Below are 25,873 nucleotides of genomic sequence, written 5' to 3' on the forward strand. Positions count from 1 at the left end.
TTAAGTAACTAATATATTAAGGAGTGAAGCTCTGATGAAAATAACCCTAGTAGCCGGAAGCAATCGTAAACATGCTACGAGCACAAAACTATCCCGTTATATCGAACAACAACTTGTCTCAAATGGACATGAAGTTGCCTTCTTCGATTTGTATGAAAAACCAATTCCTTTCTATAGTCCGGACACTAGCTTAAATACAGATTTACATTTAATTGAACTGAAAGCTATTATGCTGCAATCGCATGCGATCATTCTCAGTACCCCAGACTATCATGGCTCGATTTCTGGAGTGCTTAAAAATGCTTTAGATCATTTGGGCTTTGCCCATTTTGACTCCAAAGTGGTGTTATCTGTTAGCTCGGCAGGTGGACTTGTCGGCATGAGCTCGCTCACACAGCTGCAAACCATAATCCGCAATGTACATGGCATCAATTGCCCCGAATGGATTTCAATCGGTTCCGGCCAGCACGGCTTTACAGAAGATGGTGCGCCTGAGCAGTTAAAGGTTAAAGAACGTGTGCATACAACACTGCAATATTTTCTCAGGATGGCAGCGAAATTAGCATAGTCCTATGAGTTATTAAGCTTGCGGAAACGCAAACGAGAATAAACGGTATAACCAACAATTAGCACGACTGTGCCTGACAGAACGCTTATTACATTAGGTAGAATTAATAGGCATGAGGAAACTATTAATACACTTGCTATATAGAAAAACAACCATTTCTTTTTCGGGTTAAGCCCACCTTTACTATGGACATTAAATATAAAACCAGTAGCAACCAAATAGAGAACAACACCTGCCATCGCAAACTCTGCATATTGTCGAAGCTCCAGCTCGTGATTAATCCCATAACGGATAACATTAGCCAATATTCCAAGAGACATATAAACAAATAGATGACCATAAATAATCGCGTGCCCAGGTCCATTGCAATTTTCTCCTACTGTCTCCTCCGAAGACTCGAAATAATGCCACCAAATTGAAACCGCAAGGATAAAGCCAAGTAATCCTGCGACGACAACTTCTGTTGTAATAGGAACTTCGCGAACCGTAGTCACAATATTCAGAATACATTCCCCTAATAGAATAATCGTAATCAGTCCAAATCGTTCTAGTAAATGATGATTCTGTACGGGATGTTTTTTTAGAATCCGCCTTCCTAATAAAGGGAGTAAAATATCAATTAAAATACCCAAATATAAGACAATAAATTTCCAATCGCCTGGAAAGAAGACCGAGCTAAAGCTGATTAACGCTCCGATAAAAAAACCTTTTGCTAGATAGCTTGATATGGCAGATGAATGGTGCCGCTTTAACCAAACCCGTCCATACATATAAACCGTAGTCAATCTTATGCCAACATAGCCAATCAAAAAAGGTAAATAATTCGCATTAAAATTGGTGCTAATGCTAGCTGACATGAGAATAACGAACAGCATCTGCACAATATACACTAACCGCTGATGGGTATTATCTTCACCATACCGATTAACATATACAGTGAACCCCGTCCAAGCCCACCATAAAGGGAAAAAGATTAAGGGATATTTAATAATCTCATCCCAAGAAACGTGACCTTCGTGTGAATGCCCCAGCACATGAATTGTAATCGAGACCGCTACCACATAGATCAAATCATAGAATAATTCCAACCATGTAACCTTCTTATGATTGCTCAAGCTTGATTCTCCTTCCAAATCCTCGTATACGTTTATAGTCTCTATAATAACAAAAAACCTTCTATGAGATCATCCTTTTTAACCATGTAAATTTGGAAACATTTTCAATTTTTAAGCGTCTAATGATTATATTTAGAAATGGGGGCAATAAGATGTCAAAAAATCCAAAACAAATTGTGCTTGCTGTTATTACTGTTCTTATAGTGATTATCTTTAGTACCCTATGGATTATCCATGCATTTATTCCTCCTGCAGTAGAGTAGCTTTGCAGAAGTATCCTGGGATGGGTATAATTAAGGTGTTTGATAACCTTAAGGAGGTCTAATATGAGTGAATCCTTCAAAAACCTTAAGCGGGTTCCCCACGTCTTGCTGCAAACACGGCTAGAAAAAATTAAAGATTTGCTGCAAACGGATCTAGAAGCATACGAAATTCATAAAGATACGCTTAACGGCGAGCATTACCTGCTGTTTTATTATGAGCATTTGCTTATTGCCGATAACAATCATAAGGAAACCTACTACCATCTGATGCCCTTGGAAACAGATGATGTGTTAGCTCTTGTTCTAGGTGAGCAGCTATTCACCTATCCAGAACATTGGACGCAGCCTTATCTGCGCAACAGCTCTGATAATGACAGTTATGTATGGTTCGACCCTGCCCACCAAACGGTTTTCGACGAGCATGCTGAAATTGGTGAAAAGCTCAAACAAAAGCTGCTGGAATTCAAACAAAAAGGCAGCATTGATGAAGAAACCATTAAGCAATTGTTTAATGATTTAGATAAGCTTTAACAATATAAAAGGGAACATAGCGATTAAGCTGTGTTCCCTTTTTACTATTCTAAAGAGTTTTATAGAGTTCGATCAAATTACCGTCTGGATCACGAAAATGGGCAACTCGCGCATTCCATGCAGCCTTATCCTGCGGCTCGGTAATGAATACGACACCTTTATCCAACAATTCTGCATAAGTCGCATCTACATCATCTACCTTGAAATTCAACAGGAATTTGGAGGGAGCGCCTGGTACACACTCATTCGTTTCACCAATAGCTTCGTTCATCGCCTTCATTGAGAGCAATTCAATTTTCGTTTCTCCATTATCGAATAACGCATACTCCATACTTTCTTCATACCAAAGCACAGGCAAGGCTAGAACATCTCGATAGAATGCCGTACTTTTCTTAAAATCTTCGGTTAATAATCTAATTTGCAATAACTTCAAATAAAACGCCTCCTTGATACAATGGTTCATATCCTCATTATACCGTAGAATACTGACAGAATCAGTCAGTCAAGTTGGCTCCAAACATTGCGGATTGTCATTCCGTTTACCATCTTTCTTCATACTCATTTGATTAACTACAAGCCCCTATAATGCTCTAAAAGTCCTGAAGAAATCTCGATCAGTTTATCTTTAAGCTCAGTCGGTTCAATTACTGCAATCGCTCTCCCATAAACAAGTAGAAAATGAGGTACATACCCTAGAAGCACTTGTTTTTCTACTTGAAAATAAGCATCTTCATGGGTTCGTTCGACTAAAGCATGTCCGAACAGCCAATGCTCGCAAAGATCGTTAAGTGCCTCAGGCCTGCCTTTTATATGAATTGTAACGAGGTCTTCAGCATTTTGCTCACTAGGCAGCAGATCCTTAAGCAGAAAAATGCGCGCTGAAAAAGCCTCCGGTCGTAGGAAAACAGCATTCGTTCGTTCGAGCGCCAGAATTCGATCCACTCGAAAGCTCCGTATTTCACTTCGCAAATGACAGTAACCCACGATATACCATTTGCCCTTCCAATTTACCAAACCATAAGGATCGATCAAACGCGATTGGGAAGTTAACTCTTTGCCACTATGATATTCCATGTTCAGCGTAAGCCCATCTGCAACAGCAATCTCTAATTCCTGAAGAATCGACTGCATACCTGGATTAACCCGCGGTTGAATGACTTCAAAACCAACACTATGACGATTGATCTCTTTCAACTGAGCTTCATTCGTATAAGTTTTCAGCTTATTGATCGCTCGGCGCAGCCCATCACCATAAGGATACCCGGCCTCTTGCGCAAAAATAGCTGCTTGAACAAGCGCTTTTTGTTCTTCTAGATCAAAAAAAAGTGGAGCCTCCCGAAAGCTTTGCAGCAAGCTATAGCCGCCATTATGCCCAGAATCAGCAACAATGGGCACTCCGCTTGCACATAAAGCATCTATATAGCGGTAGACCGTACGAATGTTCATTTCTAATGATTCTGCAAGCTGTTTCGCTGTCAATCGTTTCCCAGCCTTCAACTGCCAGAGAATGGAAAGCATATTGTCTGCTTTAGACATATTAGGGAATTCCCTTCCGTAGGTTTGGGATTTACAGATTTATTTTAACATGTTCCATTACCTTAAGGTAACTAACTGAAAAAGATTTCAGTCCTTACTAAATTAAAAAACAATGTCTATAATGAAGAGAGCACGCCAAATAAAGGAGCGATTACTTTTATGAAATACCGCAAATTAGGAAAAAATGGTCCGGAGATATCGGTTATTGGTTTTGGTTCATGGGCAATTGGTGGAGGATGGGCGAGCGGCTGGGGCGATCAGGATGATCAAGTCTCCAATGACAGCGTGCGTGCAGCTCTCGATGCAGGCGTTACTTTCTATGATACCGCAGCTGTTTATGGGCTTGGCCATTCAGAGGTAGTCATGGGTCAGGCGTTAAAAGCAGATCGCCATAAAGTCGTACTAGCAACTAAATGCGGACTTATCTGGGATGAGCAGGGTAAAGTTTCTAAAAACGGCACTTTTGATTCTGTCATTCGTGAAGCAGAAGCTTCCTTGCGTCGTTTGGGTACGGATTATATCGACCTTTACCAAATGCATTGGCCGGACATAGATCAGCATGCAGCTGCAGAAGAAACCATGCGTGCCATGGATAAGCTTGTACAAGACGGTAAAATTCGTTATGTAGGAGTAAGTAATTATAATGTAGCTCAATTGGAAGAATCACTTACCGTGCGGCATGTCGATGCTTTGCAGCCACCTTACTCCATCCTCAGACCAGCGGCCGAGAAAGAGTTATTGCCATTTTGCTTGGAAAAAGGCATTGGAGTTGTCGGTTACAGCTCGCTAACCTCTGGTTTACTTTCAGGCAACTATACCTACGATACGAAATTTGATCCATCCGATTGGCGCTCTCGTAATAAAGCACATACAGGGGAAGGCTTAATTAAGAATGTTGATCTTGCAGAGAGATTGAAAGTAATTGCTTCTCGTCTTGAGATTACTTTACCTCAGCTCGCAGTCGCTTATACGTTGGCTCATCCAGCTCTAACAAGTGCAATTGTTGGAGTCCGTAAGCCTAGTCACATCCTAAGTGTACTGCCAGCAGTGGATGTTACGCTGGATGAAGCAACCTTAGCCGAAATTCGTGATATTGCCTTGTCGTAATTTGTTAACTAATTGGACCAATAAATGATTGTATGATTCAAATAAATGATTGACTTGATCATTTTTCGATGGGATAATTAAAGGGTAAGCTTATTAGACTTCTAATAGGCTTAACCTTTTTTTGCGATACGGAGGCATACGATAACTATGAAGAAACGAGTTTTTGTACTTGGCGAATTGAATGTTGATTTAATTGTGAGAGGTAAAGATGTTACTCCAGAAGCTAATAAGGAGAAAATCGTCGAGCATTTCGAGGTTTTGTTAGGATCATCTTCGGCGATTACAGCTGCTAATCTTGCTGGTCTCGGCTTACAGACAGCTCTGGTGTCTGTTGTAGGGGACGATGATTTTGGCAGGTTCTGTATTCGCAGACTAGAGGAGCTGGGAGTAGACACCAGCTATATCCTTATCGACCCGAAACGTACTACGGGTGTTACATTAGCCTTATCGGATGGAAACGATCGAGCGCTCTTGACTTATATGGGTTCTATTGCCGATCTAACTTTAGAGCTAATCCCAGACGAGGTTTATCAGCTGGCTGATCATATCCATTTCGGCTCTTTTTTCTTGCAGAAGAATATGCGTAAATCTTGGATAGAAGTATGTCGCCGGGCTAAGTTAGCTGGGATCAGCACCTCTTTTGATGTAGGCTGGGATCCTGATGAGCTGTGGGATCGTGAGACAATTAAAGAGTTAATCACTGCCGCTGATTGGTTTATGCCCAATGAGGAAGAAGCTTTGCACATCATGGAGCTGAATGAAATTAAGCAGCTAATCGATGAAGCAGGAGCCTTCCCTCACAATGGGATTGCCGTAAAGCTAGGCTCAAGAGGCGGACTCTTGCTGCAGCAGGACGGTTCATTGTTAACCGCAGCCCCTTTTCAAGTCACACCAATTGATACCACTGGTGCGGGCGATTCCTTCAATGCCGGACTGATCTATGCCCATTTACATGAATTAGAATCCTACGAAAAGCTTATGGTTGCTAATGCCTGCGGAGCGCTCTCTACACTAGGTATGGGCGGAACCGGCCTGATTACTCTTGCTTCGCTTAACGATTTTCTGCAGCAGCAATCCAAGCTGGGATTAACTATACCTAAATTGACTTTAGGCTAACAAAGTAACCTTTAAATACCTTCGACAATTCTCTTTGCTCGGACGGATACCTGCTTAAAAAGCTCCTCTTCATTTATAGTAAGCAGCTGTCGATGCCGCATAAGCAGCTTCCCATTCACTATTGTCGTATCCACATCTGCTCCATTTACACAATAAGCTAATGCAGATTCAACATTGTGAAGGGGAAGTAAATGCGGTTTATTGCCGTCAATCAGAATAATATCTGCCTTTTTACCGACCTCAAGCGTACCAACCTCAGAATCTATTTTCAGCAGCTTGGCACTTTCAATGGTTGCCATCCGAAGGACTTGCCTAGCAGGTAAAACCGTAGGATCTCCATAATCTAATTTTTGCAGCCAGGTAGCCGCTTTTATTTCTTCAAACATATCTAAAGTCGAAGCGCTCCCCGCTCCATCTGTACCTATCCCCACTGTGATTCCGAAACGAAGCAGGTCCATAATAGGTGCAATACCGCAGCCTAGCTTAAGGTTGCTGACGGGATTATGCGCCACTCCTCCTCGCATGCCTTTTAACAAGCCGATATCCCGATGATTCAAATGCACACCATGTGCCAAGAGGACATGAGCTTGCTCAAACAAACCTAATTGGTATAAATATTCCGTTGGCGTTTGCTGATATTTCTCGCGCATTTGGATGACTTCTTCTTTGGTTTCTGCTAAATGAATATGAATCGGTATATTTCGTTTAACGGCGAGCGAGATAATTTCTTTCAATGGCTCAGGCAGGCATGTATAAGGAGCATGTGGACCCAGCATTGTCGTGATTCTTCCCTGTGCTTTTCCTGACCATCGATCAATTAGATCCAGCGCTTCTTGAACTCTTCTACCGCCATCATCCTGGAGGAAAACCAAGCCACGGGTCAAAGAAGCCCTCATCCCAACCTCCTCTACCGCCAAAGCAATCTCATTCATCTGGATGTACATATCAGCAAAAGCGGTTGTTCCCGACTTGATCATCTCTGCCATCGCCAGCTTAGATCCCCAATAAATATCCTCGGGAGTCATTCTAGCTTCAGCCGGCAGCATCTTCTTTTCCAACCAATCCATCAGCTTGAGATCATCCGAAAAACCGCGAAGCAAGCTCATTGGCGAATGCTGATGAGCATTAATTAACCCAGGCATTGCGATCATGCCCTTGCCTTGAATGACCTCATTCACATCATCGGTTATTAACGGATGAATAGCGGTAATGCTATCGCCCTCCAATAATATATCCCCTCTAAATGGAGTGATACCTTCTACCATCGTAACTACTAATACGTCTTTAATAAGTGTTTTCAGCTTATCCAACTCCTTCTATTCACTTCCTATTGCGAAGCATAAACCATCCCGTAGAGTGAAGGTCAAGCGAATATTAAAAAACCAAAAGAGCCCTATATGACTAAGGGCTCTTTCAGCTAACTACCTATTCAATGACTATTCATTCCAAAGCTTAACTCTAGCTTTAACCATTTCAGAATACCCTTTTTCCATCTTTTCAACGTCAGCCTTGATTAAAGCTGCTTGGTAGGCATCCCAAAGTGCATCAAACTTCTCTGGTTTAGCCAAAATCGCTTCCGGAATTCGTTTCCAAGTAATGTCCTTCATTTTGTTAGCAAGAACGGTCACTTCTGATTCATTCGGCACCGTAATATTCCATGCGGCTCCCCAAGGTTTAACAGGGAATTCACTTTCATTCGGGAATAAATCCTTCCAGGTTTTCACATTATATTTCGCTAGAACTTCTTTTTCAACATCGTTATAGCCTGCGATAATTTGCTCTGGGAAATTAGTTGTATAATTACTTCCTGTTGCATCTTTAACTCCATCACCATAATGTCCTTGAATGTTGGTATATAAGCCAATACCGGAATCCTTTTGAAAATTGGTTGCATCGTTTATCTTTTTGTCATTCACTGCTTTAGGAATGGTTCGCAATCCGTTTTCAATCACGTAATCTGTATCCTTAATCCCCCAGTTATTGAGGACTTGCGCTTCTTCTGATGCTAAATAATCAAGGAATTTAATTGCACGTATCGGATCTTTAGCTGATTTGGTAATCCCAATTCCCCAACCGCCCATGAAGCCGGTATCTTGGAAGGAATGATCCTTATACTCTTCGCTTAAGGTCACTGGATAATGTCCATAGCCTAGCTCGAATTTCCCAGCTGTCTTCAAAGCTTTCTCACCATCACCATAATCCCAATCCTGATCAATCAAACCAATAACGCGCCCTGTAGCAACCTTTGCTTTGTATTGATCATATTTTTGCACAAAGCTTTCTGGATCCAAGAGACCAATATCGTTGATATGATTTAACCAGCGGAAGTATTCTTTCTCCTCTGGACGTCTGAAATGATAGATTGCGTCGTATGTTTTAGGATCAATGTAGTACTCTCCATCATCAGGTCCACCTGTCGCATAAAAGGCAGGATTCGTGACAGAGATATACATATGCCAATCGTCCGAATTCAAACTAATCCCAATCGTCGGTTTACCATCTACAGTCGGATGTTTATCTTTATAGGCTTTAATTACATTCTCATAATCTTGTAATGTGCGAATTTTCGGGAAGTTCGCTTCCTTCACTGCCGCATGCTGTATTTCAAAACCACCACCGGCTGTGAAGTACTTATTGTCTACCCCACCCCAGCTTGGAATCACATAAATCGCTTGGTCTTCCAGACTATTACGCAATCGCTTTGGATAATCCTTAAAAAGCTTCTTAATGTTTGGCGCATATTGCTCAATTAAATCAGTCAAATCTAGCATTGCCCCGGCGTCGACCATTTTAGCTACATCGGCCTTAGCACTAATTAAATCAGGGTACTCACCACTAGCTGCGATAAGCGCAACCTTCTGTGCAGGATCCCCTACTGCGAATTCTGCCTTTAAAGTGATTCCCGTTTTTGCGGTGATTTCCTTACCCACTCTATCCTGCATGTTATTCCAGTTAGGACTTGGATCTTCACTAAAAATCGAAAGTGTCATCGGACTTAAATCTTCAGCCTGAGCTGTTGCAGCAGCTGAAGATTCCGCTTGTGAGGTATCGGTTGTTTTGACGTCAGTCGTTGGAGTTGTCGTTTTGGTACAGCCTGTGACAATAATAAGCACGGACAATAGCATAATACTGATTATTTTTGTTGTTTTTGCTTTCATAATAATGGTGAACCTCCCTATAATGTTTGGTTATATTGTATAAACAGGCGTCCCTGCGAATACTTAGATTAGCTTTTCACAGCACCTAAGGTCATACCTTTAACAAAATATCTTTGTAAGAATGGATAAATAGCAACAATGGGTACTGTGACGATGATCGTAATCGCCATTTTCACGGATTCCGGAGATACCGTATTCATCAATTGATTCATACTTTGTGAATGTGCATCCTGATTCGTACCTGCTGTAGTGCTTTGCAGCACCTTCATCAATTCAAATTGCAGCGTGGTCAAATGCTCGCTTGAACCATTATATAAATACGTATCAAACCACGAGTTCCACTGTCCAACGGCTAGAAATAACGCAATCGTCGCTAGCACAGGTTTACATAAAGGTAGAATAATCCGCCAAAAGATTGTAAAATCATTGGCTCCATCCAATTTTGCTGATTCCTGAAGCTCAGGCGGCAAGTTATCCATGAAGGAGCGAATAACGAATACATTAAAAGCGCTTACTAAGCCAGGCAAGATATAAACAGCAAAGGTATTCATCAATCCCAAGTCACGCATCAAGATATAAACTGGAATCAAGCCACCTGAGAAATACATCGTCAATGCCAAGAATATCGATACAAATTTCCTGCCTTGAAAATCCTTGCGGCTTAATGTGAAGGCAATTAGAGCAGCGCTCATTATCCCAACCAGCGTTCCAACTATAGTTCTTAGAATCGATATTTTCAACCCAACCAACAATCCATCGAAAGTTAGTACGGCTTTAAAATTAGCAAAGGAAAGCGAGCGCGGCCAAAGGTAGATACCACCACGGACCGTATCCGTCGAGTCATTCAACGAAATAGCTAATACATTTAGAAAAGGATACAAAGTGACAACAACAACTAATGCCATGACCAAATAATTGATACCATCAAAAATGCGGTCTGACGATGATGCCTTAAAATAACTCTTTTTTCTGATCATCTCTGTCGACCTCCTTACATGATGCTTTCTTTGGCATAACGTTTGAATATTCCATTAGCGGTAAATAATAATAAGATACTGATGACGGAATTGAAAATATTGATCGCCGTTCCAAAGGAAAACCTTCCCATTCCTAGTCCATAATTAAGTGCATAGAGTTCCAAAACATCCGAATATTCCTTAACCAATGGATTTCCCAGCAAAAACTGTTTCTCAAAGCCGATACTGATTAAGTGGCCGATCGACATAATCAACAATACGATGATTGTAGATCGAATCCCAGGAAGTGTAATATGTAGAGCCTGTCTTACTCGAGATGCTCCATCGACTCTAGAGGCTTCATAAAGCTCAGGATCAATCCCTGTGATAGCCGCTAAATAGATAATGGTGTTCCAGCCCATTTCCTTCCATACATCAGCTGCTGTAACGATTCCCCAGAACCAATTGCCTTTTGCCATAAATTGTATAGGATCATCAATTATATGAAAGAATAATAGTGCTTCATTAATAATTCCCCCGTCAATCGAGAGCATTTTACTCACAATCCCTGCGACAACAACCCAAGAAACAAAATGCGGTAAATAAGAAACCGTTTGCACAAACCGTTTAAGTGTTTGCCTACGAACTTCATTAAGTAATACCGCAAAAATAATCGGTACGATAAAGCCTGCAATTAATCCCATCACACTCATAGCTAATGTATTGCGCATGACCAAGTAAAACTGATCATCATGGAAAAGCGTTATGAAATGTTTAAAACCAACCCAATCCTGATTGAAAAACGATTTCCCTGGACGATAATTCTGAAACGCCATGGTCCAGCCCCAAATCGGGAAATATTGAAAAACAAAGACCCATATTACAAATGGAAGCGACATCATGTATAAATACTTTTGTTTGAAAAATGTTTTCCAAAATCTAGACGGCCTTTTAAGCTTTTGTCCAACCTCTGTTGTTACCGCTTCCATTCCAGCACCTCCGAGCAATGTCTTAATCATATTAGATTTCTTATTAATTCAATACCCTAAGGATTTCGTCTAAAATCATATACTAATTGCATATGGATTGACAAAAAAAAAGAGCTTCCAATTAGCTCCATTTTTCCATTCGATTTATGATTAGTCGATTTCTTTTACTATACTTTTTCGATACGCAGTGGGGGAAATGCCGATTACGTTTCTAAACTTACTATGAAAATAATCAACATTGGTATAGCCAATCCGCTCAGCGACTTGATATACCTTAAGTCCTTCTCCCAATAATTCCTTTGCCTTTTCCATCCGTGCCTGGTCCAGGAAAGTGTTAAAGTATTCCCCTGTGTAGCTTTTAAATATTTTCCCTAAGTAGGCACTATTGTAATTAAATACCTTCGCCAACGTTTCCAGTTTCAAGTTTTCATGGCAGTTTCGCCGAATCAGATCCACCATCTTCTTCAACAGCATATCCGAATCGAACTGCTCTGCCTGTAGATTCATTTGCGAAATAAGTCTACCCATATACAGTTGTAGCTCTTTTAATGTGGATACAGGATAAATAGCAATAATCCGTTCCATATACAGAGGGGTTTCCGACTGAAGCTTTGCATTATGAAGCGAAATTTTACCTAACAGATTAGATAATATTCGCACAAACCCAGATTTTATCTCCTGCTCAGTTAGCTCTGTCTGAAGCATGTGATGAAGCGTCTCAGATAGGATTTGTTCTGCTGCATCGACACTCCCTATATCCATTGCGTAATATAGGAGGTCTGAAGTCTCATCCAGATCAAGAGCTTCCGCAGACACGATTTGTTGGCTTATTCGACTTTGATAAGGTTTGGTGTTTTCGTTAAATATTTGATTATCCTCTAAAAAAAACTGACGTTTGATTAGCTGAGCTGCAGCATCATAGGATGACTTGATTGCTTCAAAAGAATTCACAGCCATTCCAACTGCTGCACTAAACGGAATGCCATAAGGATGAATGATTTTCGCTAAGTCATCATAAGCTAGCAGGCTTTGTCGGACTGCTTTTAGCGAATCCTTCAATAAGACGCCTAGATAGGTATCGACAGTAAAGAATATACCCGAATCCGCCGTATCCACTCGAAATTTCAGTTCTTGTTTCATCTGTGCGTCAAGTTCAGCCTCGAGCGCATGTTCAGAATTGAGTTTAACTAAAAGAATTTGGTATGAATCCCATTTTAAATCACTAAATGCTTGAGCATCTATATCTTTGGAATGCAGGTTAGCTAAGGCCCATTGGACTCTATGCTCACGTTCCCATACTTTATGATCTACTTCTGTACGCCTGTTCTCGGCCTCAAGGTCGAGAGTCTCGGCGATGTCTACTAAACATCCAATAAGCTCCGTTTCGTCAATCGGCTTTAATATATAAGCGTGCACATTCGCCTGAATCGCTTTTTGGGCATATTGAAAATCAGCATATCCACTTAAAATCAAGAATTGTACCCTTGGATCAGATTCCCGGAGCTTCTGAATCAGCTCTAATCCATTCATTCCTGGCATCCGAATATCAACAATCATTAGGTCGGGTACGATACTTTGATGCATTATTATAGCTTCATTCCCATTTGCAGCAACATCCATAACCTGAAATCCGTATTGACCCCAGGGGATAAGTGTTCTTAATCCGTCTCTGATATTAGGTTCATCATCTACAATTAACACTTTATACAAGTAAACTCCCCCCAATAGGTATGCAAAATTCGATTTTAGTCCCTTTGTTTGGCTGGCTATGTATGTTTAAGCCATACTGAATACCATAAGAAAGCTGTAAGCGATGATGAACGTTACGCATGCCGATATGATTATGATCATCCTCTGTACTATTTAGTAAGCCTACCAGCTCGTTCACTTTCCTTTGATCCATACCTTGTCCGTTGTCCAACACCTCGATACGTAATTCTTCTCCAACAATGTAAGCTTTAATACTTACAATTCCATGTTCCATTCTATTTTCCAAACCATGAATAACCGCATTTTCAACTAAAGGCTGAATGATCAATGGAGGAATTTCTACTTGTTGCGACCTTGGGTCAATACTCAAATTAAATGAAACCCGATCACCATAACGAAATTGTTGGATTTCCAGATAATAGCGAACCATTTCCAGCTCATTTTGGAGCGGGATTTTTTTACTGCCTACATTCAGGCTGCTCCGCATTAACCTCCCTAGATTTTTCACAACTATTGAGATTTCATTATCTCCCTTCAGATGGGCTTTCATCCGAATGGATTCAAGAGCATTAAACAAGAAATGCGGATTGATTTGGCTCGCCAGCATTTTAAATTTAATTTCGTTTTGTTTGATTTCCAGTTGATTCTTCTGGATTTGCGTAGCTTGCACCTCGTTCATTAGCTCTTTTATGTTGCCGATCATCGAGTTAAATTGTCTGGATATTTGGGCGATCTCATCCTTCCCATCAATCTCCAAAACAGCATTCAAATTTCCTACAGCTAATTTGCTGATATGCTTGCTCAATCTTAACAGTCTGTTAGATAGCAGCATCGAAACCACATAAATCAATACGATAGCGACTAGCAAGCTGATAATAATCACAGTAAGCGCTGCCTGATTGATGCGATTAGCGTCTTTAACGATGCTAGCTATAGAGAAAACTGAGACAATCCTTAATCCGCTGAGACTTGAATCCGGCTGCAGCTTATCGATCACGATCCGCGACCTCTCCCCATCCACCACCGATTCATAGGTGCCTTTTTCCATAACAGAAACACTCGAATCGAAGTTCAAATCCTCTAAGGTTTTCCCAATCAAGGAACCACGGTTGGCCGAGACAATATTATTGTTATCGTCCACAATCATCGTTTCAAAGGGCTCCAGGCTAAGGGAAGAGTTTAAGTAGCTGCCGCTTACATTAATAACTAGAATCCCAAAGGTGTGATATTCTAAAAAATCAATTTTACGGATCAAGCTGAGTTCCTTATGCTGGGTCCTCTCATCCTCAATATAATACCAATTGATCATTCCCTTTCCATCGACTGCACTTTTAAACCATGGAGCTTCCTCCGTTTTTTTATCAATCTGAAAAAATTCCCAGTTGTTTATTAATGTTGGATTATCCATGTAAAGACGTATGTTGGAAATCTGCTTATTCAGTCGAATATTATCACGAATATCTGGATATTCTTGATAAGCTTTAACCACATCATAAACGGTTTCGTGGCTTGTATTGGCCAAAGCCTTGAGTCGGTTATCAAACAAAAGCCGCGTTGAAATATCTAGAGCCACATTAATAATTTCCAATGTTTGCTTCTGAACCCGCTCCACATTGTTTAAGGTTTGCTTAGTTGCATCATTTAAAGCCATTTGTCGAAGCTCTACAGTCAAGAAGATACCCACCATCATCACTGGAATCATCATCACAAAAACGATCGAGAGGACGAGCTTATGGCGAAGCTTGATATCATTGGTTTTACGCATAATCAGCCTAAACAAAATAATTTCTTACCTCCATCCTTAATACGTAAGCGTTTGCAGATATTTCGATCTCTTCTAAATACTACATTTAGTTTACTAAACATCACCTTTGAAATACAGTTCATTATTAGCTATAAAATCATATCATAATTAGTGATTTTTATTGCTGGAAACATTATACATAGCGATTGTAATAAATAAGTAAACTCATTTTTTATCTATACCATTTAATGGCAATATGCTTTAATTAATTTGATTTACGATTAATTACATAATTTTGGAGTTGAGTTAGGAATGACAAAAGCAAAATCCCCAAAAATGAAGATTCCGATTCAACAATATTGGATTCTGCTGAAGGTTTATTTTCGACCGCAATGGCCTATGGTATCTTTACTCGCTTTGCTGCTGCTAATGAGTATTGGATTGCAGCTCTTAAACCCTCAAATATTAAGGCACTTTATTGACTTGGCTGTTGCAAGCAGTAAGGGTAATGAGCAGGCTTTAAATGATGCAGCTAAAAGCAGCTACTCAATAGCTACTGAGCTGTTTATTACTGCTCTCTTATTTACAGGAGCCGCCGTGCTGAATCAGTTTTTAACTTTATTAGCTCAATATGTAGGAGAGAATGTTGGCTGGAAAGCCACTAATGAGCTGCGAGGAGATCTGGCTGAGCATTGCTTGCGCTTGGATTTATCGTTTCATAAGGAGCATACCTCTGGCGAAATGGTGGAGCGGATCGATGGAGACGTCAATTCACTTTCTAACTTCTTCTCTAGCTTCGTTATTGCCCTGATGTCCAATATGGTTCTGTTGCTAGGTGTTTTAATTGTCCTGTTCCAGGTAGATTGGCGAATTGGGCTTGGAATGACCTTGTTTGTTATTTTTGCCTTGTTGATAATGAAACAAATTCGCACCATAGCCGCTCCTTTCTGGGTCAAGGTAAGTATAGCTAGAGCAGAGTTCTATGGTTTTGTCGGTGAGCATTTAGCAGGTACGGAGGACACACGCTCCAATGGAGCGGTAAGTCACGTTATGCGAAGATTCTATGAGCTGCTGCGCAACTGGCTGCCGGTAAGTCGAAAAGCCGGTCTTGCAGGTTATTCCATGTGGATGTCCTCTGTATTTGTTTTCGCTCTTGGCAACGCGTTGATTATTATTCTTGGCGGTTACTTATGGACCAGGGGCTCGCTGACAATTGGCACGTTATACATGATTTTTTATTATACAGAGCTTCTGAACCGGCCTATCGAAAATATTCGCACCCAGCTCGAAGATCTCCAACGTGCGGATTCCAGCATTATTCGTACACAGGAGTTATTTCAAACCATTTCTAAGCTTAAAGACGCTGGTGCTACTGAGTCTGTTAGTGCCTTAGTTCAATTAAATTCTCGTTCTGCAGCTGCGTTCAATGTTGATTTTAACAATGTTTCTTTTGGCTATACCGCTGAAGATCGTGTACTGGAGCAGCTATCTTTTCATTTGCCGGAAGGCAAGGTGCTTGGACTGTTAGGACGTACAGGAAGCGGAAAATCTACATTGGCTCGGCTATTGCTCAGGTTCTATGATCCAGATTCGGGCAGCATTTCATTCGGAGATGTCCCCATCCATACGCTTTCTCTCCGTGAGCTTCGTAGACAAGTCGGGATTGTTACACAGGATGTCCAGTTGTTCCATGCTTCTGTGCGCGATAATGTGACTTTGTACGATCCAGAAATTCAAGATGCCCGAATCATCGAGGTGTTGGGAGACTTGGGTTTAACTAGCTGGTTTAACTCTCTGCCTAATGGATTGGAAACCAAATTGGCAGCTGGCGGGGGTGGGTTATCTGCAGGAGAAGCTCAGCTATTGGCTTTTGTCCGTGTTTTCTTAAACAATCCCAAGCTCATCATTCTCGATGAAGCGTCCTCACGCTTGGATCCAGCAACAGAGCAGCTAATCGAGCAAGCAGTGAATAAGCTGCTTCAGGGACGAACTGCGATTATTATCGCTCATCATTTGACTACTATTCAACGTGCAGATCAAATTCTAATTCTTGATCAAGGCAAGGTGCTTGAGTATGGCGAGAGGCTTCATTTGCTGAATGATCCAAGCTCCCGCTTCAACAGACTTTTACAAACAGGGATCGAAGAGGTGATGACATGACAACCTGGCAATATATTCGACGTTTGATCCGTTATCGTCCTTATTTATATAGTATAAATTTTGTTTGCTGGATGCTGATTTACTTGGCCCCTTTAGTACCTGGCTTGATCATTCGTGAATTCTTCGATTATATATCGGGGGATGCAGCTTTTAAGTTCGGCACTTTGGGACTTGCTGCTCTATTCGTCTCCGTGGCTGTTATGAGAGTTTTGTTAATTCTCAGCGGGGCTCTGGCAGATATTCCACATCGCTTTAGTATGAGTGCGTTATTGCGGAGAAATCTATTGGCACAAATATTGAAACACCCCGGAGCCAAGGCAATTCCGACTTCTCCTGGTGAGGCCTTATCCCAATTCAGAGATGATACCGAGCAAGCCGAGGATTCAATAAGCTGGACACTTGATGTTACAGGTAATTTTCTGTTTGCGCTTGGAGCGATGATTATCCTCACGAGTATTAATGCAAGTATGACCTTTTGGGTTTATATCCCCATTGCGATCGTCGTGACAATTGCGCAAATGATCACTAAAAAGCTGCAGAAATATCGTATGCAAAGTAGAGAAGCTACAGGACGAGTAACTGGGGCGATTGGAGAAATGTTCGATGGTGTTCAAGCCATTCAAGCCGCAGGTGCAGAGAAACGGGTGATTGAACAATTTAGAACGCTGAATGAGCAGCGCAGAAAACAGTTCCTTAAAGATCGCCTGCTTTCTTTAGCTATGGATTCTATATTCTTTAATACGATCAGTTTAGGTACTGGCTTAATTTTACTATTAGCAGCTTCTTCTATGCAGCAATCGACATTTACTGTCGGAGACTTTGCACTATTTGTATATTATTTAACCTTTGTCACTGACTTTACTCATTTTCTCGGCAAATTTATTGCTCACTTTAAACAAACTAAGGTAGCCTTCACCCGAATGAACGAGCTGTTACAAGGGGATACTCCAGAAATTCTGGTCGAACATCATCCTTTGTATTTATACGGGCTCCCTCCCGAGAGTGAGGCTGTTGTTAAAAGCGAAGCTGATTTTCTGAGTACGTTGGAGGTTAAAGCTTTGAGTTATCATTATACAGATACCGGTCGGGGAGTTGAAGGCGTCGATTTAATAATAAAACGCGGCTCGTTTACCGTAATTACAGGACGAATTGGTTCCGGAAAAACCACCTTATTGCGAGCCTTGTTAGGCCTGCTTCCAATGGATAAAGGGGAGATTCGCTGGAATGGTACCCGAGTTACGGATGCAGCGACTTTCTTCATACCTCCACGCAGTGCGTACACCTCTCAGATTCCTCAGCTCTTCAGTGACACCTTGATGAATAATATTCTGATGGGCATACCCGAAGACGGAGCTCAATTAAATGAGGCGATTAGATTAGCGGTAATGGAGCGAGATTTGGATGTGCTCGAGCATGGACTTGATACCGTTATTGGCCAAAAAGGCTTAAAACTATCCGGAGGGCAAGCCCAACGTGCTGCTGCCGCTCGCATGTTCGTGCGAAACCCGGAGCTGCTGGTATTCGATGATCTTTCCAGTGCATTGGATGTTGAGACTGAGCTGTTATTGTGGGAACGGCTTTATGAACGTGAGGGATCTACTTGTCTAGTTGTCTCTCATCGCAAAGCAGCTTTACGCCGTGCCAATCACATTATTGTGCTTAAGGACGGAAGAGTTGAAGCTGAGGGTACGCTGGAAAACTTGCTGCTGAGCAGTGAAGAGATGCAGCTGCTTTGGCATGACGAGAGCTGAGATTACTCAGCTCAATCCAGCTTTTTTCTATATTCCTCCGCTGTGTCCTTGATACTATCCACCGAATATTTAAGCGAAATCGTTAATCCACGCAATACTTTCTGCTTGTCTTCGCCTTTTTTAAGATGATCAAAAGCTTCCCAATAAGGGATACTTGTATCGATAACGTGACTGATAGCTCCAGCTTTAATCAAGTAATCTTGGAAATGATCAAACTTACTTCGTTTTACCCTTACAGCAAGATCATTGTAATTAAGCGAATTTATCATTTCCTTGGTAATGCCTGGTACTTTACTACCAAAAGAATCGGCTATAATCGTTTTATTCAGCGAAGAAAATTGCCCTTTATTCGCTATTTGCATCTGGAACTCATCGGAAACCAGATATTGAATAACCTGGAAGGCTTGATCTTTATGCTTACTTTGCTTAGAAATTGATAACGTTGTAGAGGCAGCATCGGCGCCCCCACGCGGATTGTCTGTAAAAACTGGCAATGAGACCAGGCTAGTTGTTATTCCATTTGCGTTCCAATAGGCAGGAACAATACTCATAGCTATCTCCTTAGTAGGAGAAACTAAAGTCTCATAGTATACATGGCTATTCTCGTTATCCCTATAATAAGGCGCAGTATCCGCTGATTTCCATAATTGAAATAACTGATCCCAGCGCTTATCCATTAATGTCGGCTCGTTTGTTACTGGATCCACGAAGGTTAATGAAAGCTGAGACGCAATAATTGGAATATCACTTTGGGTTAAGTATAAACCATAAAGGGAGGATTTACCTTTCCCAGCTGTTTTCAATTTAGCGGCCAATTTCAAGGTTTCATCCCAAGTCATCCCGTCTGTAGGGTAATCTATTCCAAGTGAATCAAACAGAGCTTTGTTATAGCTTAATACATAATGGGTTCTTGTGAAGGGGAGTGAAGATATGGGTTCATCCTCTAATACACCCGGTTCAAAATGACTGGTGTCTAAAGCATTCACTTTAATATAGTTTGTTAAATCGAGCTGTAGGCCCAGCTGTACGGATTCGGATTGTTGCCCATAGACCGGTTCCAACATGATATCCGGTACGACATTCTCATCAATCGCTAGTTTTAAATTGTGTTTCATCAATAAAGTAAGCTTGATATTGGGGAATTGAGCCTTAATGGGTTCGGCTATTTCTTTATCAAAATATTCCCTAGACCCCTCGCCCCAAAATTTCAATTCTACAATTTCTTTCTTCACCGTTTTTGGAGATTGCCCTATACCCTCACAAGAGCTAATGAGGAACGTTAAGCTAATAATCAAAAGAACCTGACAAATATACTTCATTGAAACGCTCCTTTTACTTTTGAAGATTCTTTGTCTTATTGCTATATTCAGCTAAAATTTCACTTTGATCATTTACCCACTGTTTGAGGTTACCTGCTAATTTACTGCGGAATATAGTCTTATTTACTCCATCCTTTAAATCTTCGAATGACTGCCAATACATAATACTGGTGTCGATATTATCAAGAAATCCACCTGCAAAAGGCTGCAATGAGCTAAAATGATCGTAAATACTAAGTTTTGAAATTACTACAGGATCATTGTAATAAATGGAAGCTTTTAATGAGGGACTGATCTTAGTAAAGTCATTTCCATAAGACTGCTCAACAATAGATTGATCCAGCGCAGCAAATTGGCCTTTAGCTGCCATTTTTAATTGGAACTCCTCGGACACCAAGTATTGGATGACTTGAAATGCCTCTTTACTATGCTTGCTTAACGTAGAGATGGATAGTGCTGTGGCCATAGAATCCGCACCACCTCGAGCTTTGTCGGCGAATACGGGCAGTGAAGCTACACCTACATTCTGCTCACTATTCCCATAAGGCTCGCCAATTGCCATAGCTACATTCTTTCCCTCTGAAAAGAGATTGTAAGTATAGAACTTATTCTCCGACTCCATTTTCGGTGTGTCTGCCGCGGTCCATATATCAATTAATTTATCCCACTTTTTATCACCTAATGTCGGTTCATTGCTTGTTGGATCAAGTAAGGATAAGGATAATTGCGTTGCTATTTTAGGAATATCATTATAGGTGAGATACAGACCATAGAAAGCTTTTCCTTGCTGCTCAGCTTTGAATTGAGTTGCAAGCTTTAGCACCTCATCCCAAGTCATTCCATCTGTCGGATAAGGAAGCTGGAACAGATCAAAAACATCTTTGTTATAATTCAACACATAATGAGTTCTGGTAAAAGGAAGCTGGAACGTAGGACCTTTTTCAATGAACTCTGGCTGAAACTTACCCATGTCCAGGTTATTTGATTTGACAAGACCCGCTAAATCAAGCTGAATGCCTAACTGAGCTGATTCAGGTGATTGCCAATAAACCGATTCTAACATGATGTCTGGAATGTTATTTTCCTCAATAGCTTGTTTTAAAGTGGGTTGCTTTAATATTTTAAACTTGATATTTGGATATTTCGTCTTTAGGGGTGTTTCAATTTCTGTAATAAACCATTCCGTTGACCCCTCGCCCCAAAATTTCAGTTCTGTGATGTCTTCATTGCTTGCTTTTGTAGCCTGCTCTTCCTTGCAGGAGCCAAGAAGAAGCATCACGATAATAATCAATATAAGCTGACCGATGTACTTCATTCTGATTGCTCCTTCAAAAAGACTGTGTATTGAACATAATTCACTCTAACAAATTAACCAAATATCGGAAAGTGTAGAATATGGACTTTTATGGAAAATATTCGAATGTCTTAAAAAATACATATAATCAGCTATTGAATCAAAATAAAGAGCAGCTTATTAGCTGCCCTCGGGTTGTTAATATTAGATATTAGGATTAATCCTCATAACGCTTCAAAACAATTACAGCATTGTGGCCACCAAATCCAAAGGAATTCGATAAACCGATTTTCAGCTCAGCCCGTCTAGCTACATTCGGCACATAATCCAGATCACACTCAGGATCTGCCTCGGATAAATTAATTGTTGCTGGGATAATGCCTTCGTTTAAGGTTTTCACTAAGGCAATCGCCTCAACTCCACCTGCCGCACCAAACATATGCCCAAGCATTGATTTATTAGCTGTGACGGGAATTTGGTAAGCACGCTCGCCGAACATCTTCTTGATCGCTAAGGTTTCTGCTCTGTCTCCTGCCAATGTGCTTGTAGCATGCGCACTTATTACATCCACTTCTTCTGAAGAAATGCCGGCATTCCGCAGAGCATTTTTCATCGCAAGATAAGCTCCTGCTCCTTCTGGATGGGGAGCGACCATATGATAAGCGTCTGAGCTTGCTCCATATCCGATCACTTCACCATAGATAGTCGCTCCTCTTCCCAACGCATGCTCCAATGATTCCAATACGAGAATACCGGAGCCTTCGCTCATAATAAAGCCATCCCGATTCCCATCAAACGGACGGCTTGCTAGAGTTGGTTCATCATTACGCGTTGACAACGCTGTTGCATTGCCAAAGCTAGCTAAGGATATATTCGTCACAGCCGCTTCCGTTCCACCCGCAAAAATCACATCGGCTTCACCACTTCGAATCACTCGAAATGCCTCACCAATCGCTGTATTCCCAATGGAACACGCTGTTACTGGAGATAATGATGCTCCCTTCGCACCCAAGCGGATGCTAATTTGAGCTGCAGCTATATTGGAAATTAACATAGGCACCAAGCTAGGGCTTACTCTGCCTGGTCCACGCTCATTCAACAAATTAACATTATCGACTAAGGTTTGAATCCCGCCAATTCCTGAACCTACATAAACACCTAGGCGCTCCAAATCGATCTTATCCAGCTCAAGCCCAGAATTTTCGAGAGCTTCTTCAGCTGCGGCAAGTGCAAACTGGCAAAACTTATCCATCTTCCTTGCTTCCTTGCGTCCCCAAATTCCCTCCGCATCGAAATCTCGGACTAGTCCTGCTATTCTTGTTTTAGAATTGGCAACATCAAAAGTATCAATAGCTGTAATGCCAGACTTGCCTTCAATTAAATTTCGCCATAAAGTCTCTACATTATTGCCAAGCGGAGATATGACACCCATTCCTGTTATAACAACTCTTTCCATAGTAATGACTCCTTCTTATAACTTCTTTACCCTAGTATTACCCGAATTTTATCCTATAACAAGTGCTTCATTATACTGGTATAATAACTACTATAATAATAAGCTTTCAAGGAGACTACACGATGAAACCAGAAACCAGACTTGAAGCACTTTCCGATTTTCTGCGGATCCAACGCTCTAAGATCCATCCACATATGGTCGGACTGCCTTTAGGAACACGAAGAAGAACCCCTGGGCTGCGCCGTGAGGAATTGGCACAACTAGCTGGAGTTAGCGTCACTTGGTATACCTGGCTTGAACAAGGAAGAGACATTAAAGTCTCCGCTTCTGTGTTGGATTCAATTGCCAATGTGTTGCAGCTAAAAACGGACGAGCGCAGGTATTTATTCGATCTGGCTTTAGAAACTGGCTCCCCACCGCTGCTGGCGGATGATGAGAAGAATGTAATCAGCCCCTCCCTAGCTCGTATCTTACAAGAGCTCCGTTACTGTCCAACTATTATTTCAGACAGACGATGTAATATCGTGGGATGGAATCAGGCTGCTTCCCATGTATTTCTCAACTTTGAGCAGATTCCTGCAGAGGAACGCAATATGATTCAGCTGCTGTTCACCAAAAAAGAATTTCGCAGCTTGGCTGTAAACTGGGAGCATTTTGTCAAAGGGTTTCTGTCTATTTTTCGGGCGTATTATGGCCACTATGTAGCAGATAAATGGTATTCGCAATTTATTGAAGACATGAGCCAGGTTCATCCGGAATTTCTCGAACAATGGAATCAAAGTGATGTTAGCTCTGCACCCGAGGTGCTCATAGAATTCCGGCACGCAAAGGTAGGAAAAATGCTGTTTAATTTAACATCCTTGCAGGTCCAAGGCAGTGTGGATTTACGCTGCAGTATCTATACTCCTATTGAGGATTCGAAAACGGAAGCTAAACTGAAACGGCTGATGGAGGATAATTTGTAGAAAAAAAAGATAGAGCATCAGAACCAACCGATGCCCTATCCATTTTAAATCTGTATTTTATAAAATTCGGTATTAACGAACCCAAGGGTTATCTACTCCAGCTCGATCATAGGAACTGGCATTTACAGAATTATGTGTGCGGAAAGTATCATATACTTTACCATTTCGCTCAGCTTTGGATTCGACCATAACAAGAATATGGCCATCATCTACATAACGGGTATACTGACGTGCTTCCGTTTCGGGAATCCCTAAGCCGATTAAGCCGCCTATCAAGCCACCAGCACCAGCGCCTACTGCCGCTCCAGTAAGAATGGCTACAATTGGGCCTGCCGCTATAAAAGGGCCAACTCCTGGTATGATCAAAGCTCCTACTCCTAATAAAAGACCGCCAAATCCCCCCAGCATGCCACCTGCAGCCACACCTGCTGCTACTCCCTCCGGTGCTTTGCTTCCGGTTTCCTCCGTAACAGTAGCCACTACATCTTTATTCTTAGCAATAATGGAGATTTCATCTGAACGGTATCCTTGAAGCTTCAGCTCTTCAATTGCCCTTGTTGTTTCTTGTTCCGTTTGAAAGACACCTACAATTTTCTGTTGGTTTACTTGGCTCATAATTATTTCCTCCTATGCATTTTATTGGGTTTTTATGGTCTTCCTAATTTCTATTTAACCCCATGCCCAAAGAATGAAACAGTAGACAAGCTGTATTTTTAGAGTAATCCTGAAGTTTTATTGAAGTCATTTCCCAGGCAGACTGCCTGCTCTTTTCATTGCTAGGAGACATACAACCGCAAACAATGGAATCCATACTAGGATCCACTTTTGCAGGGCTATGGGCAAGCTAGCTGCATCAGCTAAAAATCCAATTGTAGTAAAAGTGATCATCATCCCGCTTGAAATCATCATCCCAAAAACAGATAACATCGTAGCTCTTATATTGGATGGCAATAACTCATTGAGATAAGCTTCTAACAACGGCTCGATATAACTTATAAACATACTCATCAGAAAAAAGGCAGAAATCAACACAACTGAATTACCTGATATCGAAAAAGCGAGCAAACATAGGGTGAATCCTAATCCAGAAACCAACATCGATCCTCTTTTTCCGATAAACTGTTCTCCAATAAAGGCAACAGCTGCGAACCCAGCCCCAATCCAGGTCTCCAATCCATTTAGAAATCCAATCGTAGAGTTGTTCAGCCCTATAGACTGAAAAATAATCTGACTATAAAAAGTAAGCGACCACGCCATTGAAAACAATACAGCTCCATAAAAGCTATAAGAAATAAATGTTCTGTCCATTCTCATATACTGATAAATTTCTTTGATTTGATGTCCGAGTGAGAACGCAGTCCTTTTACCAGCTGCTGAGGAGTCCTTGTGTAAGGCCGGTTCAAAAAGCAATAAAACAATACCTAAGGTCAAGAGATGCAGCATAATTTTGCCTCCATATACCCATCCCCAGTTTATATCTGATAAAACTCCGCCAGTCATTCCGCTCAAGCTCATAGCAACTAAACCAACTGCCAAAAGTATCGAATTCTGCTTCTTATACGTTGCCTCTTTACCAAGCTCCAATAAAGTTTCATAGATCATCGCGCTCGTCGCTCCCGATTGCAGAGTTCCAACTAGCGCTCCCAGCATAAAACCGATAATAATCGTATAGCCTTGATCTCCCCACAATAAGAAGCTTGCTGAGCCAATTCCAGCTAACTGTGCTAAGAATAAGCTAGTTCGTCTGCCATAACGATCTGCAATATAACCCGTCGGTATTTCCAATAAGAAGATCACACAATGATACGCAGATTCTATCAAGGCAATTTCGGCTAGAGTAAAGCCTTTGAATGCTAAGAACAACATCCATATCCCTCTATCCAGAATAAAAGAGTTCAAGCTCATATACATATAAAATAACGGAATATTTCTAGCCAATTTAGGTAATTCCACTTTTTCTCATCCTCTATAAACATAATAAAAAGCTATGGACCGCACTCCATAGCTTAAGGATGACAATAAAAGTATTAACTACTTTTATGTACTCAATCCGATAGGCACAGGAAAATACAGTCTGTATGATCTAATTTAGACAGACTTGTCCCACTCGGTGTTTTAGTAAATTTAATTGTCCG

The 25,873-nt window shown here is 41.2% G+C and carries 21 protein-coding genes; 7 read left to right on the plus strand and 14 right to left on the minus strand.

Going from position 1 to position 25,873, the window contains the following annotated elements:
• Positions 1-34: 34 nt before the first annotated feature.
• A complete protein-coding gene (locus EHS13_RS30630) occupies positions 35-568 on the plus strand; it encodes an NADPH-dependent FMN reductase (protein ID WP_155704009.1) in 534 nt (177 codons plus the stop codon).
• Between the two features lie 2 nt (positions 569-570).
• Here the strand turns inward: EHS13_RS30630 and EHS13_RS30635 are convergent, their stop codons facing one another.
• Complete coding sequence (locus tag EHS13_RS30635; RefSeq protein WP_162463326.1) at positions 571-1,683, minus strand: low temperature requirement protein A; 1,113 nt, start codon at positions 1,681-1,683, stop codon at positions 571-573.
• Positions 1,684-2,009: 326 nt separating this feature from the next.
• Here EHS13_RS30635 and EHS13_RS30640 point away from each other — a divergent pair, with 326 nt between their 5' ends.
• Entirely contained in the window at positions 2,010-2,477 is a 468-nt protein-coding gene (locus EHS13_RS30640) for a hypothetical protein (protein ID WP_155704011.1), read from the plus strand.
• 49 nt (positions 2,478-2,526) lie between these two features.
• Here EHS13_RS30640 and EHS13_RS30645 read toward each other — a convergent pair whose 3' ends face one another.
• Complete coding sequence (locus EHS13_RS30645) at positions 2,527-2,910, minus strand: VOC family protein (RefSeq protein ID WP_155704012.1); 384 nt, start codon at positions 2,908-2,910, stop codon at positions 2,527-2,529.
• A 137-nt stretch (positions 2,911-3,047) separates the two neighbouring features.
• Positions 3,048-4,013 (minus strand): helix-turn-helix transcriptional regulator, encoded by a 966-nt coding sequence (locus EHS13_RS30650; RefSeq protein ID WP_155704013.1) that lies wholly within the window; start codon positions 4,011-4,013, stop codon positions 3,048-3,050.
• 159 nt (positions 4,014-4,172) lie between these two features.
• Here EHS13_RS30650 and EHS13_RS30655 point away from each other — a divergent pair, with 159 nt between their 5' ends.
• Together EHS13_RS30655 and EHS13_RS30660 are read left to right on the plus strand one after the other, a co-directional pair.
• Complete coding sequence (locus EHS13_RS30655; RefSeq protein ID WP_155704014.1) at positions 4,173-5,120, plus strand: aldo/keto reductase; 948 nt, start codon at positions 4,173-4,175, stop codon at positions 5,118-5,120.
• Positions 5,121-5,267: 147 nt separating this feature from the next.
• Entirely contained in the window at positions 5,268-6,236 is a 969-nt protein-coding gene (locus tag EHS13_RS30660) for a carbohydrate kinase family protein (protein ID WP_155704015.1), read from the plus strand.
• Positions 6,237-6,247: 11 nt separating this feature from the next.
• Here the strand turns inward: EHS13_RS30660 and EHS13_RS30665 are convergent, their stop codons facing one another.
• The 6 genes from EHS13_RS30665 to EHS13_RS30690 form a co-directional block, all read right to left on the minus strand.
• Positions 6,248-7,537, minus strand: a complete 1,290-nt coding sequence (locus tag EHS13_RS30665; RefSeq protein WP_155705577.1) for an amidohydrolase — start codon at positions 7,535-7,537, stop codon at positions 6,248-6,250.
• A gap of 135 nt (positions 7,538-7,672) precedes the next feature.
• The gene (locus EHS13_RS30670; RefSeq protein ID WP_155704016.1) at positions 7,673-9,394 is read right to left on the minus strand and encodes an ABC transporter substrate-binding protein; all 1,722 of its coding nucleotides are present in this window, start codon (positions 9,392-9,394) and stop codon (positions 7,673-7,675) included.
• 68 nt (positions 9,395-9,462) lie between these two features.
• Complete coding sequence (locus tag EHS13_RS30675) at positions 9,463-10,371, minus strand: carbohydrate ABC transporter permease (RefSeq protein WP_155704017.1); 909 nt, start codon at positions 10,369-10,371, stop codon at positions 9,463-9,465.
• 14 nt (positions 10,372-10,385) lie between these two features.
• Positions 10,386-11,339, minus strand: coding sequence for an ABC transporter permease (locus EHS13_RS30680; RefSeq protein ID WP_155704018.1), 954 nt, complete (start codon positions 11,337-11,339; stop codon positions 10,386-10,388).
• A 150-nt stretch (positions 11,340-11,489) separates the two neighbouring features.
• On the minus strand, positions 11,490-13,040 hold the full coding sequence (locus EHS13_RS30685) for a response regulator transcription factor (RefSeq protein WP_227014074.1): 1,551 nt from the start codon (positions 13,038-13,040) through the stop codon (positions 11,490-11,492).
• A 1-nt stretch (position 13,041) separates the two neighbouring features.
• Positions 13,042-14,829 (minus strand): sensor histidine kinase, encoded by a 1,788-nt coding sequence (locus EHS13_RS30690; protein WP_319633399.1) that lies wholly within the window; start codon positions 14,827-14,829, stop codon positions 13,042-13,044.
• 276 nt (positions 14,830-15,105) lie between these two features.
• Here EHS13_RS30690 and EHS13_RS30695 point away from each other — a divergent pair, with 276 nt between their 5' ends.
• Complete coding sequence (locus EHS13_RS30695) at positions 15,106-16,953, plus strand: ABC transporter ATP-binding protein (RefSeq protein WP_227013603.1); 1,848 nt, start codon at positions 15,106-15,108, stop codon at positions 16,951-16,953.
• Positions 16,950-18,704, plus strand: coding sequence for an ATP-binding cassette domain-containing protein (locus tag EHS13_RS30700; RefSeq protein ID WP_155704020.1), 1,755 nt, complete (start codon positions 16,950-16,952; stop codon positions 18,702-18,704). Before EHS13_RS30695 ends, EHS13_RS30700 begins: the two co-directional genes overlap by 4 nt.
• An 11-nt stretch (positions 18,705-18,715) precedes the next feature.
• Here the strand turns inward: EHS13_RS30700 and EHS13_RS30705 are convergent, their stop codons facing one another.
• The 3 genes from EHS13_RS30705 to fabF all read right to left on the minus strand — a co-directional run bounded on the left by EHS13_RS30705 (position 18,716) and on the right by fabF (position 22,773).
• Complete coding sequence (locus EHS13_RS30705; protein ID WP_155704021.1) at positions 18,716-20,023, minus strand: extracellular solute-binding protein; 1,308 nt, start codon at positions 20,021-20,023, stop codon at positions 18,716-18,718.
• A 13-nt stretch (positions 20,024-20,036) separates the two neighbouring features.
• Entirely contained in the window at positions 20,037-21,338 is a 1,302-nt protein-coding gene (locus EHS13_RS30710) for an ABC transporter substrate-binding protein (RefSeq protein WP_155704022.1), read from the minus strand.
• 196 nt (positions 21,339-21,534) lie between these two features.
• On the minus strand, positions 21,535-22,773 hold the full coding sequence (gene fabF, locus EHS13_RS30715; protein WP_155704023.1) for a beta-ketoacyl-ACP synthase II: 1,239 nt from the start codon (positions 22,771-22,773) through the stop codon (positions 21,535-21,537).
• A 122-nt stretch (positions 22,774-22,895) separates the two neighbouring features.
• Here fabF and EHS13_RS30720 point away from each other — a divergent pair, with 122 nt between their 5' ends.
• Positions 22,896-23,738, plus strand: coding sequence for a helix-turn-helix transcriptional regulator (locus tag EHS13_RS30720; RefSeq protein WP_155704024.1), 843 nt, complete (start codon positions 22,896-22,898; stop codon positions 23,736-23,738).
• A gap of 72 nt (positions 23,739-23,810) precedes the next feature.
• Here EHS13_RS30720 and EHS13_RS30725 read toward each other — a convergent pair whose 3' ends face one another.
• Both EHS13_RS30725 and EHS13_RS30730 read right to left on the minus strand, forming a co-directional pair.
• Complete coding sequence (locus tag EHS13_RS30725; protein WP_155704025.1) at positions 23,811-24,353, minus strand: general stress protein; 543 nt, start codon at positions 24,351-24,353, stop codon at positions 23,811-23,813.
• A gap of 126 nt (positions 24,354-24,479) precedes the next feature.
• Entirely contained in the window at positions 24,480-25,691 is a 1,212-nt protein-coding gene (locus EHS13_RS30730; protein ID WP_155704026.1) for an MFS transporter, read from the minus strand.
• Positions 25,692-25,873: the final 182 nt, after the last annotated feature.

Source organism: Paenibacillus psychroresistens (assembly GCF_009728935.1).
In the GTDB taxonomy this organism is placed as follows: domain Bacteria; phylum Bacillota; class Bacilli; order Paenibacillales; family NBRC-103111; genus Paenibacillus_AC; species Paenibacillus_AC psychroresistens.

What these genes read in the sequence shown, in the direction of transcription:
- EHS13_RS30710 (WP_155704022.1), bottom strand. Translation starts at nt 21,338, where the DNA reads ATGAAGTACATCGGTCAGCTTATATTGATTATTATCGTGATGCTTCTT.
- EHS13_RS30655 (WP_155704014.1), top strand. Translation starts at nt 4,173, where the DNA reads ATGAAATACCGCAAATTAGGAAAAAATGGTCCGGAGATATCGGTTATT.
- EHS13_RS30705 (WP_155704021.1), bottom strand. Translation starts at nt 20,023, where the DNA reads ATGAAGTATATTTGTCAGGTTCTTTTGATTATTAGCTTAACGTTCCTC.
- EHS13_RS30725 (WP_155704025.1), bottom strand. Translation starts at nt 24,353, where the DNA reads ATGAGCCAAGTAAACCAACAGAAAATTGTAGGTGTCTTTCAAACGGAA.
- EHS13_RS30650 (WP_155704013.1), bottom strand. Translation starts at nt 4,013, where the DNA reads ATGTCTAAAGCAGACAATATGCTTTCCATTCTCTGGCAGTTGAAGGCT.
- EHS13_RS30670 (WP_155704016.1), bottom strand. Translation starts at nt 9,394, where the DNA reads ATGAAAGCAAAAACAACAAAAATAATCAGTATTATGCTATTGTCCGTG.
- EHS13_RS30695 (WP_227013603.1), top strand. Translation starts at nt 15,106, where the DNA reads ATGACAAAAGCAAAATCCCCAAAAATGAAGATTCCGATTCAACAATAT.
- EHS13_RS30700 (WP_155704020.1), top strand. Translation starts at nt 16,950, where the DNA reads ATGACAACCTGGCAATATATTCGACGTTTGATCCGTTATCGTCCTTAT.
- EHS13_RS30720 (WP_155704024.1), top strand. Translation starts at nt 22,896, where the DNA reads ATGAAACCAGAAACCAGACTTGAAGCACTTTCCGATTTTCTGCGGATC.
- EHS13_RS30680 (WP_155704018.1), bottom strand. Translation starts at nt 11,339, where the DNA reads ATGGAAGCGGTAACAACAGAGGTTGGACAAAAGCTTAAAAGGCCGTCT.
- EHS13_RS30675 (WP_155704017.1), bottom strand. Translation starts at nt 10,371, where the DNA reads ATGATCAGAAAAAAGAGTTATTTTAAGGCATCATCGTCAGACCGCATT.
- fabF (WP_155704023.1), bottom strand. Translation starts at nt 22,773, where the DNA reads ATGGAAAGAGTTGTTATAACAGGAATGGGTGTCATATCTCCGCTTGGC.
- EHS13_RS30640 (WP_155704011.1), top strand. Translation starts at nt 2,010, where the DNA reads ATGAGTGAATCCTTCAAAAACCTTAAGCGGGTTCCCCACGTCTTGCTG.
- EHS13_RS30630 (WP_155704009.1), top strand. Translation starts at nt 35, where the DNA reads ATGAAAATAACCCTAGTAGCCGGAAGCAATCGTAAACATGCTACGAGC.
- EHS13_RS30660 (WP_155704015.1), top strand. Translation starts at nt 5,268, where the DNA reads ATGAAGAAACGAGTTTTTGTACTTGGCGAATTGAATGTTGATTTAATT.